The following is a 14,191-nucleotide window of genomic DNA, read 5'->3' on the forward strand; positions in this document are numbered from 1 at the left end:
CATCCTTGCCGCCAAGACTGCTCCAGAAATACCAGACTACTTTTGAGTGTCTACTTAATACTCTATTCGATGAGCCAATACACAGCGTACTTGTCCGGCATTTAATTCACGGTGCATCGCTAAATGCCAATGATTTAAATCCAATACTAACTCGCGCTCATACTCTAGATAAATATAGCCATTGGGTTTTAATAGCTGCTTTTGTTCAATCAAATCTAATATTTTAGGTAGCCATGCCTGATGAAAAGGGGGATCGAGAAAAATAATATCAAAGGGGTTGGTGTCTTGCTCTAAATAGCTGATAGCATCTTGATTCAAAACATAGGCTTGGCTGGTTTTTAAAGTGTTGACATTGTTCTGTAAGGTAAGCGCTGCCTTAGGGTGTTTTTCCACTAAAACCACCTCGGCAGCACCCCGCGATAAGGCTTCTAAACCTAATGCCCCACTGCCGGCAAATAAATCCAAACAGCGTGCCTCGCGCACCGAGAACTGTAGCCAATTAAACAGTGTTTCACGCACACGATCAGGTGTGGGTCGTAAACCCTCTAGCGCTAAAATGGGCAAACGGCGACTACGCCATTGCCCAGCAATAATCCTGAGCTGATGCGCCCCCGCGTGGGTTTTAGGAGGCTGGTTTTGGCTCATCCGCTTTTGGCTCTGGATTTGAACTAGCAGGTGCTTCAGGATTAGGTGTTTCCGATTTAGCGTCAGCAGGTGGATTAGATTCCGGCGTATCAGATTTCGGTGCCTCGGCGGCAGATTCTGGCTTAGCCGCTTCTGCTTTAGCTTGAGGCCCTACCACTACTGTGATCATTTTATCTAGATCTAAACGGCGCTTAAATACATCCATGACTTGCTCACGCGTGACCGCATTCACCTGATCCGTAAAGGTATCTAAATAATCTAGGGGTAAACCATAAAAACCAATGACGCCTAAATACTCCACTACATCATCATTGCTAGCGGTGCGTAGCGGAAAACCGCCTGTGATATCTTTCTTGGAGGCAACTAACTCAGCCTCGGTTGGGCCTTCGTCTTGGAAACGTTTTAAGGTTTCACGCACCACCTTAATGGCCTCTTCGGTTTGTTCTTGCTTGGTTTGCAAGCCTACTTGAAACGGCCCTAATTGCGCTAAGGGCATGAAATAGCTATACACGCTATAACTCAAACCACGATTATTACGCACCTCTTTCATTAAGCGTGAGGTAAAGCCACCACCGCCCAGAATATGATTGCCTAAATACATGGCATAATAATCTTCATCACCGCGCTTATTGCCGAGTTGTCCGATCAAGAGATGAGACTGCCCGGAAGGAAAATCGATCTTCACCGCGTTAGCCTCGGTGAGTGCAGGTACTTCAGGAATCGGTGCTGCGGCCTCCCCTTTGCCTAATACGGCTGCCACTTGTTGCGCGATTCCCTCAGCCTGCTCACGAGTCACCGCCCCCACAATCGCTAGAATGGCATTTTTATTCACATAGTATTGCTGATAAAACTCTTTTAAATCATTAATTGTTAAAGCATTAATACTATCTTCGGTACCATTTTTAGGGTTCGCATAGGGATGTGTACCATATAAATTACTATAAAAGGCTTTACTAGTAATAGACTCTGGGGATTGCTTCTCAGCCGCTAAACTCACTAAGGTAAGCTTTTGAAAATTCTTAAATTCTTTTGCGGGAAAAGTAGGCTTACCTAATACCTTCAGCCACGTATCCAAGGCTTTTTGTTGTTGTTCGGGTAAGGTGATGGTACGTAAAGCCAGCCATGCCATATCCAAACCAGCGCCATTGCTGGCAATAGCACCTACTGACTCAAAGGCATCTGCAATCTGATCGGCATTCAGATCATCCGCCCCTTGATCCAAAATACCATTGGTAAACCCTGCCATACCATGACGCTCGCCATCACGCGCATAGCCCGCATTGAATACCAGACGTAAATCCAACATGGGTAATGTCGGTGCCGCGACAAAGTAAACTCTTAACCCCTCTGGAGTCGTCCACTGTTCGATTTTAGGTGCTGCCCACGCATTGAAAGCACCTAGCCCATTTACGACTAAGAGCAGCATCCCTATCCATAGTTTGGTCATCTTCATTTATTATTTAGCCCTCAAGCTTCAATACTTAGCGCACAAAATTGGGTGCAGCACGTGGTTTAGATCGATCAATCGGTTGTGGCAGCAATTCGGCAATCGTTAGCTGATCTTCGATGAAATACTTGGTGGCGACTTGCTGAATTTGCTCTGGTGTAATCGCTAAGATTTTATCCACATAGTCATCCATCAGTTTATAGCCTAAGCCTACCGTTTCTAATGAGCCTAAGACCGTGGCTTGATGTTGAATAGAATCACGCTCATAGATCTCACTAGCAATCACCTGAGCCTTAACCCGGGCGAGTTCTTCTTTAGAGACTGGCTCTTTACGCAGGCGTTCGACTTGCGCTAATAGCTCGGCCTTGACGGTATCGATTTTCACATCTTTAGCTGGGGTTCCATTCATTACAAACAAATGCGGCATACGCCCAAAACCGTTATACCAAGCGCTCGCCGAGGCTACTAACTCCTTACCTCGGACTAATTCACGACTTAAGCGCGAGCTACTGCCCCCATCTAAAATACTGGCTAATACCTCTAAGGCATAAGGCTCCCAACTATCTTCGGGTTTAGAGTTGATTAAAGCAGGGGTTTTATAACCCAGCATAATATAGGGGACTTCTGCGGGTGCTTTGACCTGAATGGTACGCAAGCCTTTTTGTACGGTTTCTGTTTGGGGCTTTTGAGGTAAGAGATCACTACGCTTTAATGGCTCATAGTATTTTTTCGCCAACTCAAGGACTTGAGCCGGTTCTACATCCCCTACCACGACTAATACCGCATTATTCGGGGCATACCAGCGCTCATACCACGCCCGTAAATCCTCTACCTGAAGATTTTCCAAATCGGTCATCCAGCCAATCACCGGATTATGATAGGGGCTATTCACAAACGCGGCTGCCATAAATTGCTCATAGGTGAGCGCATTCGGATCATCTTCAGTACGCCAACGCCGCTCTTCTTGTACGACTTTCAGCTCTTTTTTGAATTCATCGGGGGGTAAAGTTAAACCCCTCACCCGATCCGACTCTAATTCCATCGCAACAGCTAAACGATCATTAGCCAATACCTGATAATAGGCCGTATAATCTTGTCCGGTAAAAGCATTATCCTCGGCACCATTCTCACCAATGATACGATTGAATTCGCCGGTAGGATATTTCTGAGTGCCTTTAAACATCATATGCTCAACGACATGAGAAATACCCGTAATACCGCCATGCTCATAGCTTGAGCCGACCTTATACCATAATTGGGACACCACGACAGGCGCACGCTTGTCTTGCTTTACTAGAATTTTCAACCCATTATTAAGGTTAAACTCATGAATTGGCTCAGCCGCTTGAATGCGCTCCGCTGCGTGAGAGAGGGGCATCACCCAGCTTAATCCCATCATTAGAGCTACCTTGGATAAAGAGCTTAGTAGGGCGCTGGTCTTAATGTTTTCGCTGGCAAGTGATAGTATTCTTTGCATTTGTGATTCTAGCTTGTTTAGCGGATAAAAATTTAATCTGGATTGTACAATGTTTGGCTTCGGAAAGAAAAAAAAGCAGGATTCAACTCACTCAGTTTCGCCCGAAATTGAGCCTAGTATCGCCTCATCGACGCCGCAAGTCGAGGAACCCATCAAAAAAGAAGGGCTGTTTGCCCGTCTAAAACGCGGTCTTGCCAAAACGGGTAGCTCCATTACCGAAGGCATGGGCACGCTGTTTTTGGGTAAAAAGAAGATTGATGAAGAGGTACTCGAAGAGTTAGAAACACGCCTTTTAATGGCTGATGTGGGGATGGAAGCCACTAGCGCGATTATGAAAAACCTCACTCAGCGCGTGAGTCGTAATGAACTGGCGGATCTGGATGCCTTAATGCAGGCGCTTGAAGTGCTCATGAGCGATGTACTCAAAACCTGCCAAGCACCTTTACAGATTAAAGCAGAGCATCAGCCTTTTGTAATTCTGATGGTGGGGATTAATGGGGCGGGCAAAACCACCACAGTCGGCAAGCTCGCTAAAAAATTCCAGCAAGAAGGCAAATCCGTCATGCTAGCCGCCGGGGATACCTTCCGTGCGGCAGCAGTAGAGCAGTTAAAAATCTGGGGTGAGCGCAATCAGATTCCGGTCATAGCCCAAGGCTCTGGCGCGGATTCGGCCTCGGTGATTTTTGATGCCGTACAAGCCGCTAAAGCGCGTCATATTGATATACTCATCGCCGACACCGCCGGGCGTTTACATACTCAATCCAATCTGATGGAAGAATTGAAGAAAGTAAAACGGGTGCTGCAAAAGATTGATGCCCACGCGCCGCATGAAGTAATGCTGATTTTAGATGCCAGTATTGGGCAAAATGCATTAGTACAGGCCAAGCAATTTAATGAAGCCTTAGGGGTCACGGGGCTAACGGTAACGAAACTTGACGGCACGGCTAAGGGTGGGATTTTATTTGCTATCGCCCAACAGCTCAAAATTCCGGTGCGCTATATTGGGGTGGGTGAAAGTATTGATGATTTACAGGTCTTTGATGCCACCGATTTTACCCAAGCTTTACTCGCTGGAGCTAATACCAAGTGATTGAGTTTACTAAGGTAGGCAAGCGTTATCCCACCGGACAATTGGCATTGTATAATGTTAATTTGCAACTTGACGCGGGTGAAATGATCTTTATTACGGGTCACTCCGGGGCGGGGAAAAGTACGCTGTTAAAATTAATTGCCATGTTAGAGCGCCCTACTACCGGAGAAATTATTGTCAGCAATACGCCTTTAAGCAAAATGCGTCCGAGCCATATCCCTGCCTATCGACGCCGGATTGGCTTTATTTTCCAAGACCCACATCTATTACAAGATCGCAATGTCTTCGATAATGTCGCATTGCCATTGGTGATTTCTGGAATGAGTCAAACAGAAATTCGCCGCCGCACTCATGCTGCGTTAGATAAAGTGGGCTTACTCGATAAAGAGCGCAGTTATCCCCTCATGCTGTCTGCCGGAGAGAAACAACGGGTCGGGATTGCACGAGCCATGGTGAATCGCCCGACGATTATTCTCGCCGATGAACCGACGGGTAATCTTGACCCTGAACTGGCACAAGATATTATGTATACCTTCTCCCAATTCAATGAGTTAGGTGCTACAGTCCTGATTGCTAGCCATGACCATCAGTTAGTGGAACGGATGAAAAAACGCACCATTGTGTTGCAAAAGGTCGCCCAATAAATGGCTAAACGTCAAAATAAGTCTACTCCTGCCACGCCTCCTGCTAGTACTACTACGCCTGAAACAAAAAAACCACGCCGTCAAACGCGCCCTTCTGGTTCACGGTTCTTTTCCGCTTGGCAGAATCAACAATTACATGCCCTGCAATTTAGTTTACATCGTTTATGGTTTAATCCGGTTTCTACGTGGATTACGTTAGCAACTATTGCCATTGCCTTATCTTTACCAACTTGCATGCATTTATTTTTAAAAAATTTAGAAACGTTGACGGATGATAAACGGGAAATTCCCACCATTACTTTATTTTTAAAAAAATCGGTTAATGAGCAACAAGCTAAAGATCGGGCTGAATTACTTTCAGAGCTACCGGAGATACAGCAGGTTAAGGTGATTACTCGTGATGAGGCATTAGCTGATTTTAGGCAAATCACGGGGTTTGCAGAAACCTTAGAAACGCTGGATGAAAATCCTTTGCCACATGTATTAGTGGTGACACCTAAGTTAGATACTTTAGGGGATTCAGATGAGGCTTTAGATCGTTTTTCGCGTAAGTTAAAAGCCTATCCTGAGGTGGATAATGTTCAGATTGATATAGAGTGGGTGCAACGCTTACGTACTATGCTCAATATTGCTGAGCGTATTGTTTTGGTGGTTTCTGTGTTATTGGGTCTTACGGTTTTGCTGGTGATTGGTAATACGATTCGGCTGGATATTGAGAATCGCAAAGAGGAAATTAAAGTCACGCGGTTAATTGGGGCTACTAATGCTTATATTCGCCGCCCCTTTTTATATGGTGGTGTTTGGTTTGGTTTATTTGGTGGGGTATTGAGTTTAGCGATTGTGCAGTTGGCTTTTATGTTTTTAATTGCTCCGGTGGAAAAGCTTGCGACTCAATATGGTAGTACGTTTAGTTTAAGTGGTTTAGCGCCTTCTATGACGATTAATATTTTAGTGGCGAGTGTGTTTTTGGGTTTGATTGGGGCATGGATTGCGGTCGGTAAGCATTTACGCAAAGCGGAAACTAGTGAGTAGATAGCACAGCATAATAATGTTCGTGTAGGTGAATAGCTTGCAGGTATATACTGCATTTACAATTTTCTTGTGTCAGAATATTGTTCTCCCCAGTCACAAACCCAATAGCTATGGTAGCACCTCCTACTAGAAAAGATCTGAGAGCACTTTATTATCAAAAAGGACATGATGCGCTGGTATGGTATGCATGGCGTAATGCATTGCGAGCTTTGCCAGCTTTAGGACATTGCTCTATCCGGAGCATTTGGGCGGAAAATACTGTGCGGCATGTAGTGGCAATATGTCGTGTACCATTGATATTGGCTCAGTGGGCAAATGCTCCAAAAGAGGCTAACGCAGCCAACACTGCCATCAATGCCGCCACTTTTGATGCCACTAAAGCCGCTAATGCTAACAATACCACACAGGCCACCTATGCCATTTATACCACAAATGCAGCTACCAATACCGCTGCGAATATTGACTATGCGGTGATAGCTGCTACCAACACCGCGAATCCTGACTACGCGATCACTGCTTGGATTGACTATAACCTACTAAAAGAAAACCATATTCCCATCACTACAAGGTGGTATAAACACCCCTTATGGCAAAAAATAGCTGTAGGTGAAGCAACCTTAATAAAACAAGATCAACAGGCTTTTGATCGACAACTACGAGATCTAGATCTAAAATTCTTAGCGGATGACTTAAAAAATATTTTTGAAAACAAACCATTAGGCCTTCATGCTATCAATTACCTGAAAAATATTTCCGAGGCTGAACTCAACAACCCTGTTGCCCTGCGTCGCATCATTCTAGAGGGTGAAGGAGAATCTATTCATGCCGTGCGGGTATTGTTACTAGGCCCAGGTGGAGCCGGAAAAAGCTCACTAGCTGACCGCTTGCAGGGCAAGCCTGTCAACTTGGTAAAAAAGCTTACCGTAGGAGTAGACTACCTAAACCACCAACCTCTAAATTTACACAATAATTTCAATTACCTGAGCCAAAATAAAAAACTAGATCTATACCTATGGGATTTTGGCGGACAGACTATCTTCCACGGTCTACACAGTGCCTTTCTGCATGAAAACTGTGTGTATGTGCTAGTGGTCGACAGTCGCCATGAACAAGCCCCAGATGAATGGCTGCACCAGATTCGACACCTAACAGGTGGACGAACAAAGGTACTATTAGTGACCAATTGGTATGAAGGATGTGAAACTCGCCAGAATGAAACCCGTTTATTACGTGAGTTCCCCGATATACTGGATACCAACTGCTTCTTTTACTTTTCCTGTCATGAGCCAGATAAACCAAATTTTCAAACATTTGTAGAAGCACTTGAGAAGGCTAGCCTCGACAGTCAACGTATGGTCTTGAAAGAAATGCTAAAAGTACATGAAGCTCTGAAACGGCACTATCAGCAGGATATATTTCTGGATGCAACAAAGCTCCGCAATATTATTAAAAGCAATGCCAATAGCGAGCCTAAGGTGGTTGTCGATAAATTGCAGCAGCTAGGTTTTTTGGTCAAGGTAGATAGAAAAAGGGCGCATTACTGTCTAAAACCAGAATGGGCAGTAGATAACGCCTATAAGGTGCTATATTCAAAAATCCTACGCGATGCCGATGGAGTGCTGACACTCGATGCTTTGCTGGACAAATTTGAAGATTTGCTTGGAAACTACACACGCTATCTAGTCGATTTTTTAGAGACACGTTCGCTGTGTTGTGATCTGAACAGAGACCAAGAGGAAGAGGATGCCACTTACTTTTTCCCTGATGCAGCCCCAGCGGATGAACCAAAAGACGCAAGTACAATCCTTCAGGAAACAGCAAATGGGCTAAAAGTCCGTTTCGACCTACCCTACCTACCATTAGGCTTCCATGCTAGGCTGATCAAAAAACTATTCAAATCACCCGATGGTATCAAAAATGAACAAGACATTTGGCGGCAAGGTTTCATCCTGCGCCGAGGTGAAAGCTCCGCCGTAGTTCACTACCTGACACGCAAAAGCATAGTAGAACTAGTACTAGATGGCAGTAATTGGCAAGACCTATCCGAGCTACTCAATACCCTATTAGTCAACCTGAAAGCTGTTCTACTAGAAGGACAAGGCATGCGAGAAGAGCAGATTGTGCCGTCCGTGGTACTAGATCAGCAGGTATTTTCCGTACACTCCGCCGAAACATTAGTAGAGGTGTTGGGGCAAATCAAGAATTATGGGCAATTAATCCAAGAGGTAAAAAAGATGGCTAGCACAGGAAATATTAACGTCACCAATGGTCAAGTGATCGTTGGCAATAATAATACCCAGAAAAATAACTCGGACAATAACACTGTCGAAATCAGCGCTGACCAACGCCAGCAGTTATCAATGATCGTCGGCGAGCTGTTGAAGAATGCGGCAACACTGAACCCTAACGATTTACCCGCCGTGGCATTAGTAAATCAAGCCCTAGCCGCACCAGAAAAACCCGAATCACGCAACCTGCTAGGTACAGTCTGGAATGGCCTTAAAGAAGCAGTAGACTTCACCAAAACAAGCACTGAAATTGCTAGCTTTGCGATGGAAAATGGAGGAACAATTGCAAGCTTAATGACAGCCGCAATCGCTGCATTGAGATAAGCGTTATATCAAAACGGCGCAAAAACCTTACCCGCCGCTATCGAAGATTCTGGTAAAACCGGCTCACTAGACGGCATAGCATGAAAACGCGGACGCTTAGGAGCCATCGGCGGCAAAGGTGCTAAGGGTGGCGCGGGTAGTTGATAGCTTGGCTCAATAGGCGGCACTGGCGGCTGCGGAGCATTCCACACGGCAGGCTGCGCTGACCCTTCTCCAAGATCATCGGGATAAATTAAACCCGACTCTGACTTACCCACAACATTATGCTCTTGCACAACCTTGGCTATATTACTGTTATAAAGTGGAGCCAGCGGACTGGCAGTAATCGCAGCCGCTACCGCATAGGCACTACTTGGCTGCGCCAGATTATTCACCCATGGATTATAACCACTAGTAGAGGGCTGATAGCCTTGCTGATAGCTCGCGGGATGGCTAAACGCCTGCCAATGCGGATAATTATAAGGATTACCCCCATAATTTCCCTGCCAAGCACCCCAAGGATTGCCCCCACCCCAACCACTACTCCAAGGCTGAAAGGTATTAAATCCTCCCCACGGCTGAAAACCACTCCAAGCATTAAACCGTGAACTATTAGGCCAAGCATTAAAGCCCCGGCTAGTAAAATCACTACCCCACGGACTCAGCATATTGTAATAAGGCATACTCCACGAAGAGGCTCTATTAAACCCACCAAATCCACCTTGGCTCCATGGTGTATACCAAGCCATACTCTGGGTCGACTGTAAGACTAATAATGCCCCGCCAATAACGGAGACTAAAACACGCATCCATCGCCTCCTAAGCTAATTTTAAGCGCGGCACAGCAGCAAGTAGCGTCTGCGTATAGGCATGTGTTGGCGCACCACAGACCTGAGCGGTCTCACCCTGCTCGACTATTTTACCCTTATACATCACCACGGTTTCATCACTTAAATACTCAACCACACCAATATTATGCGTGATGAATAATAAAGTCAGGTTTTGCTGGGCGCGTATGGCTAACAATAGCTCTAATATTTCCGCCTGCACGGACACATCGAGAGCACTAGTAATCTCATCACACACAATAAAACGCGGATTCAGCACCAAAGCACGCGCTAAACCAATGCGTTGACGCTGCCCACCCGAAAACTCGTGGGGATAACGCCACAAATACTCACGCTTTAGCTGCACCTGCTCCAGAATCTGCGCCGCGCGTTCAATCCGCTCCTCTTGATTAGCACCTATGCGATGTACTTTCATCGGCTCCGTCAGAGTTGTTTCAACCAAGAGACGCGGATTCAGTGAGGACTGCGGATCTTGAAAAGCAATCTGCATTTTCGGACGCCATTGCCGCAATTCACGCTGAGATAATCCGGTTAGCTCTTGCCCTTCTAGCAATACCTTACCCGAAGTCGCACGCTCTAATTGAATAATGGCGCGGCCTAAGGTGGTTTTCCCACAACCCGACTCGCCTACTAGAGCAACAATTTTTCCCTGAGCCACATTGAGGCTAACATTATCAACGGCTTTGATATGATCAACCGTGCGCCGCCATAGACCTTTTTTAACTGGAAACCAGACACTTAAGTCTTTAACTTGAATTAGCGGCTTTGGCTCATTCGCTGCTTTTTTTAAATCCAGTGCCAAACGCTGTTGGGGAGATTTAAACGCTACCACCACTGATTTTTGCTTAATCAGATTATCGGGTACAGCCGCAAGGAGTTGCTTAGTGTAGCGGTGTTGGGGATACGTGAGCACTTGCTCCTTAGTCCCCAACTCCACCAGTCGCCCATGCTGCATCACACCGACTTGATGCGCCATTTCTGCTACCACGCCAAAATCGTGGGTAATGAATAACATTGCCATGCCGGTTTCAGCTTGCAGCTTACGCATGAGCTTTAAAATCTCAGCCTGCACCGTCACATCGAGTGCAGTCGTTGGCTCATCGGCAATCAATAGGCGCGGCTTACAAATCAAAGCCATTGCAATCATCACGCGCTGACGTTGTCCGCCCGATAGCTGATGCGGATACGCATTCATGCGCTCTTCGGGGTCGGGTAACTGTACTTGTCGTAGGGATTCCAGAACACGCTCATTCACCTCTTGCGGTGTTAGCGTTGGCTCATGAATCAGCAACGTTTCGGCAATTTGATCACCCACGGTGAAGACTGGATTCAAGGAGGTCATCGGCTCTTGGAAAATCATCGAGATTTGTGAGCCACGAATCTGGCATAGCTGCTCTTCGCTTAATTGCAATAGATCAACGCTATCCTTATCTTCTGCTGCATCACTACTATCCTCGTCTTCATTCCGGTAATAGCTCACTGCACGCTTGGCATAACTTAAACGCTTCGCCGCGAGTTCGGTTTCAGGTGTCGTGAGCGTATTCACTTCCAGCCCGGAACCTTGCCAACCAATTTCTCCGGTGGGGTGAGTGACTAAGCCCTCAGGAAAGAGCTGTAAAATGGATAAAGCTGTAATCGACTTACCACTACCCGACTCACCGACTAGACACAGCGTTTCGCCCTGATTAATGCTGAAACTAATACCATCGACAGCTTGCACACTACCCTGATGGGTATTGATATAGGTGCGTAGATTACGCACGGTTAATAAGCTCATGTATTAACCCCCGCCCGGCGTGACATTTTAGGATCAATCGCATCACGGAAGGCTTCACCGATTAAGTTATAAGCAAATACCGTCATAAAAATCGCTCCTCCTGGAAAGACTGCCATCCACCAATTAAAGGTAGAGGATTTCACCGCTTGATCTAGCATTTGTCCCCATGAAGGATCATCGACTAAGCCCAGACCTAAAAAGCTTAAGGTCGCTTCCGCTAGAATAGCCGAGGCCACCCCAAAGCTCGCCGCGACTAATAATGGTGCAGCCCCATTCGGTAACATATGGCGGAACAAAATAGAGCGTAAGGGTAAACCGGAGGCCACCGCCGCTTGTACATAATCTTGCTTACGTAGCTTTAAAAACTCAGCCCGAATATAACGCGCATAACCGGCCCAACTAGTGACACCAATAATCACCATCATCATATACAGACTGCTGCCAAAGAAAGCCACAAAAGTTAATAGTAAGAATAAGGTCGGTATCGCTTCAAAAATCTCAACTAAGCGCATCCCCAGCATATCGACCCAGCCAGCAAAATAACCCATTAGGCCACCGATAATGACCCCTAAAATCATGGCAATACTGGTCGCTACAATCCCAATACTGAGTGAAATACGCGAGGCATGAATCATACGACTCAACACATCCGCCCCATTTTCTTCTGTCCCCATTAAATGAGTACGCTCAGTCGAGGCCAATGGCGCTTCTAGTCCGGTATCACCATAATCACGTAAATAATCTTTTGGGGCATAAGGAATGGGAGGCATAATGCGCCATGAGGCCTCTGTATAGGGAGCCTCACGAAATTGATCATAAACCACCAAAGGTTTGGTAGGAAAATAAAGATGCGCCACGACCCCAACCGTAGTACAGACCGTTAACAATACGATAAAGGCTATGCGCAGATGATGTTTAATGGGCAGCACACTAATCAGCAGTATCACGACAAACGCACTGAATACGACCCAATCCTCAACCGTTAAATACTCCAGCACGGGAAAGCTAATCTTCCCATTTAAGCTCATGACTAGGGGCATGCTATTAGCTAAGAAGGGGGCAAATACGGCTGCTAATACTAAGATACCCACCCACACTAAACCTACCTTAACCCCCATGCCACCTAAGGCTTTGGTGAATATGCGGCGTGCTAGTGTCTCATGAGATTTTACTTTGACTTGAGCAATCGGTTCTTGTTTATCAAAAACGGGGCGATTGACGCGAAGTTTTTTCGGAGCGGGTTTGCGCCAGCGTTGGAGTAATTTAATCATACACCACCCGTGGATCAGCAAAGGTATAAAGAATATCGGCAATCAAATAGCCAATTAAAGTCAAAAAGCCACTGATTAAGGTAATCGACAAAACCATTTCTCGATCGCGATTTTTTACCGCCTCAATCGCTAATTGCCCCATGCCATTAATACTAAAAATATTCTCTACGATTAACGAGCCAGCTAATAGGCTAGGCAACAGCCCAGCAATAATGGTAATTAAGGGTAATAAGCTATTGCGAAACACATGTGTCCATAAGACTTCTTTTTGTCCCAAGCCCTTTGCTCTTGCGGTACGGGCATAGTCGGCGTGTAGATTTTCCAAAACGGAAGAACGGGTAATTTTAGCCAACCCTGCTCCTGCGCCATAGGTTAAACAAATCACTGGCAAGACTAAGTGCCAAGCTCGATCCATTAAGAACCCGCGCACAAATCCCTGATCTAGCATTTGATAAGCCAAAGCGCCTCCTACGATTAAACCAAATAAGGCTAAGCCCATGGTTCGTAGCGGAGCATAATCAATCATGGCAATCCCCCCCACACACAGCGCTCCTAATAGGGGCATTAATACCCAGACTATAGTGGATTGCTGTCCATGATCTTGTGCCACCGCAACCCCAGCCACCAAACCAAATAAGGCCGCCACTGCCATGCGAATCTTGGTTTCAGGCCAACGACTCAGCCAGATCATCAATAAAGTCCCTAGCATCATACCGCCAAAGAACTTCAAGGCATCTAAGGCTGACCCCCAGTGCGGCAGATAGGGCATATCCTGCGCGGCGCGGCTCCCTATGCCTGCGGTAGGAAACCATTGCCAATGCTGTACGCTAGCGAAAAAGCCTAAGAGCAACACCCCCGCTAACATTACCGGGATAGACCACAGTGCCAGCATAATGACATTAGAACTCACATCAAACTTACTGCCACTTTCATTCGCCGCCTTCACCCCTAGCACAATGGCTCCGATATAAATCAGGGGGATAGTAATAACATTTAGCAGTAAAGTGATAGGAATACGCTCTGCCAATACCTCTGAGACGGGGCGGTTATAAGTAAAGCTAGTACCTAAATCGGAGCCTTTAGTTAAAGAAAAGCCATCCACCTTATGCTGCTCATTCAGTGTAAACCCGATGGGTGACACATTATTGAGCCAACGCAAATACTGCACTGGGGCAGGATCGTCTAAACCATAACGTTTATTGTAATAATCTAGTAGTGCCTGTCTCTCGTTGGGCTTCATAGCTCCTTCTATGAGTGACTGTGGTGAAATACCGCCGGGTGAGGCTGCCATTACAGCAAACACCACCACAGTAATTCCCAATAGCGTCGGAATCATCAATAGAATACGACGCATTAAATAGGTCAGCAT

At 46.1% G+C, this 14,191-nt stretch carries 11 protein-coding genes; 4 read left to right on the forward strand and 7 right to left on the reverse strand.

Annotation, left to right across the window (positions count from 1 at the left end; genetic code table 11):
• Window positions 1-54 precede the first annotated feature (54 nt).
• Genes rsmD through A3IK_RS0107740 form a run of 3 tightly spaced genes read right to left on the reverse strand, consistent with a single transcriptional unit; the run spans window position 55 to window position 3,491 of the window.
• Window positions 55-645 carry a 16S rRNA (guanine(966)-N(2))-methyltransferase RsmD gene (rsmD, locus tag A3IK_RS0107730; RefSeq protein ID WP_020559406.1) on the reverse strand — a complete coding sequence of 197 codons (591 nt, stop codon included), beginning with the start codon at window positions 643-645 and terminating at the stop codon, window positions 55-57.
• A complete protein-coding gene (locus A3IK_RS0107735; RefSeq protein ID WP_245539464.1) occupies window positions 623-2,098 on the reverse strand; it encodes a M16 family metallopeptidase in 1,476 nt (491 codons plus the stop codon). Before A3IK_RS0107735 ends, rsmD begins: the two co-directional genes overlap by 23 nt.
• A gap of 28 nt (window positions 2,099-2,126) precedes the next feature.
• Entirely contained in the window at window positions 2,127-3,491 is a 1,365-nt protein-coding gene (locus A3IK_RS0107740) for a M16 family metallopeptidase (RefSeq protein ID WP_020559408.1), read from the reverse strand.
• 127 nt (window positions 3,492-3,618) lie between these two features.
• On the opposite strand from A3IK_RS0107740, the gene ftsY reads away from it, so the two are divergent.
• The 4 genes from ftsY to A3IK_RS0107760 all read left to right on the forward strand — a co-directional run bounded on the left by ftsY (window position 3,619) and on the right by A3IK_RS0107760 (window position 8,947).
• The gene (ftsY, locus tag A3IK_RS0107745; protein ID WP_020559409.1) at window positions 3,619-4,659 is read left to right on the forward strand and encodes a signal recognition particle-docking protein FtsY; all 1,041 of its coding nucleotides are present in this window, start codon (window positions 3,619-3,621) and stop codon (window positions 4,657-4,659) included.
• The gene (ftsE, locus tag A3IK_RS0107750) at window positions 4,656-5,303 is read left to right on the forward strand and encodes a cell division ATP-binding protein FtsE (protein ID WP_020559410.1); all 648 of its coding nucleotides are present in this window, start codon (window positions 4,656-4,658) and stop codon (window positions 5,301-5,303) included. The genes ftsY and ftsE overlap by 4 nt, the downstream gene beginning before the upstream one ends.
• Window positions 5,304-6,335, forward strand: coding sequence for a permease-like cell division protein FtsX (gene ftsX, locus A3IK_RS0107755; RefSeq protein WP_020559411.1), 1,032 nt, complete (start codon window positions 5,304-5,306; stop codon window positions 6,333-6,335).
• Window positions 6,336-6,445: 110 nt separating this feature from the next.
• The gene (locus A3IK_RS0107760; RefSeq protein ID WP_020559412.1) at window positions 6,446-8,947 is read left to right on the forward strand and encodes an ADP-ribosylation factor-like protein; all 2,502 of its coding nucleotides are present in this window, start codon (window positions 6,446-6,448) and stop codon (window positions 8,945-8,947) included.
• Window positions 8,948-8,955: 8 nt separating this feature from the next.
• On the opposite strand, the gene A3IK_RS0107765 is transcribed toward A3IK_RS0107760, so the two are convergent.
• From A3IK_RS0107765 to A3IK_RS0107780, 4 genes are read right to left on the reverse strand one after another with little or no spacing between them, the layout of a single operon-like run.
• Window positions 8,956-9,735 (reverse strand): hypothetical protein, encoded by a 780-nt coding sequence (locus A3IK_RS0107765; protein WP_020559413.1) that lies wholly within the window; start codon window positions 9,733-9,735, stop codon window positions 8,956-8,958.
• Window positions 9,736-9,745: 10 nt separating this feature from the next.
• Window positions 9,746-11,551 (reverse strand): ABC transporter ATP-binding protein, encoded by a 1,806-nt coding sequence (locus tag A3IK_RS0107770; protein ID WP_020559414.1) that lies wholly within the window; start codon window positions 11,549-11,551, stop codon window positions 9,746-9,748.
• On the reverse strand, window positions 11,548-12,822 hold the full coding sequence (locus A3IK_RS0107775) for an ABC transporter permease (RefSeq protein WP_020559415.1): 1,275 nt from the start codon (window positions 12,820-12,822) through the stop codon (window positions 11,548-11,550). The genes A3IK_RS0107770 and A3IK_RS0107775 overlap by 4 nt, the downstream gene beginning before the upstream one ends.
• Window positions 12,815-14,191, reverse strand: coding sequence for an ABC transporter permease (locus tag A3IK_RS0107780; protein WP_020559416.1), 1,377 nt, complete (start codon window positions 14,189-14,191; stop codon window positions 12,815-12,817). Before A3IK_RS0107780 ends, A3IK_RS0107775 begins: the two co-directional genes overlap by 8 nt.

This window comes from Thiofilum flexile DSM 14609 (assembly GCF_000380185.1).
Lineage (GTDB): Bacteria > Pseudomonadota > Gammaproteobacteria > Thiotrichales > Thiotrichaceae > Thiofilum > Thiofilum flexile.

Excerpts from the sequence above, each read along its gene's own strand:
- rsmD (WP_020559406.1), bottom strand. The coding sequence starts at position 645 with ATGAGCCAAAACCAGCCTCCTAAAACCCACGCGGGGGCGCATCAGCTC.
- A3IK_RS0107735 (WP_245539464.1), bottom strand. The coding sequence starts at position 2,098 with ATGAAGATGACCAAACTATGGATAGGGATGCTGCTCTTAGTCGTAAAT.
- A3IK_RS0107740 (WP_020559408.1), bottom strand. The coding sequence starts at position 3,491 with ATGATGGGATTAAGCTGGGTGATGCCCCTCTCTCACGCAGCGGAGCGC.
- ftsY (WP_020559409.1), top strand. The coding sequence starts at position 3,619 with ATGTTTGGCTTCGGAAAGAAAAAAAAGCAGGATTCAACTCACTCAGTT.
- ftsX (WP_020559411.1), top strand. The coding sequence starts at position 5,304 with ATGGCTAAACGTCAAAATAAGTCTACTCCTGCCACGCCTCCTGCTAGT.
- A3IK_RS0107760 (WP_020559412.1), top strand. The coding sequence starts at position 6,446 with ATGGTAGCACCTCCTACTAGAAAAGATCTGAGAGCACTTTATTATCAA.
- A3IK_RS0107765 (WP_020559413.1), bottom strand. The coding sequence starts at position 9,735 with ATGCGTGTTTTAGTCTCCGTTATTGGCGGGGCATTATTAGTCTTACAG.
- A3IK_RS0107770 (WP_020559414.1), bottom strand. The coding sequence starts at position 11,551 with ATGAGCTTATTAACCGTGCGTAATCTACGCACCTATATCAATACCCAT.
- A3IK_RS0107775 (WP_020559415.1), bottom strand. The coding sequence starts at position 12,822 with ATGATTAAATTACTCCAACGCTGGCGCAAACCCGCTCCGAAAAAACTT.
- A3IK_RS0107780 (WP_020559416.1), bottom strand. The coding sequence starts at position 14,191 with ATGCTGACCTATTTAATGCGTCGTATTCTATTGATGATTCCGACGCTA.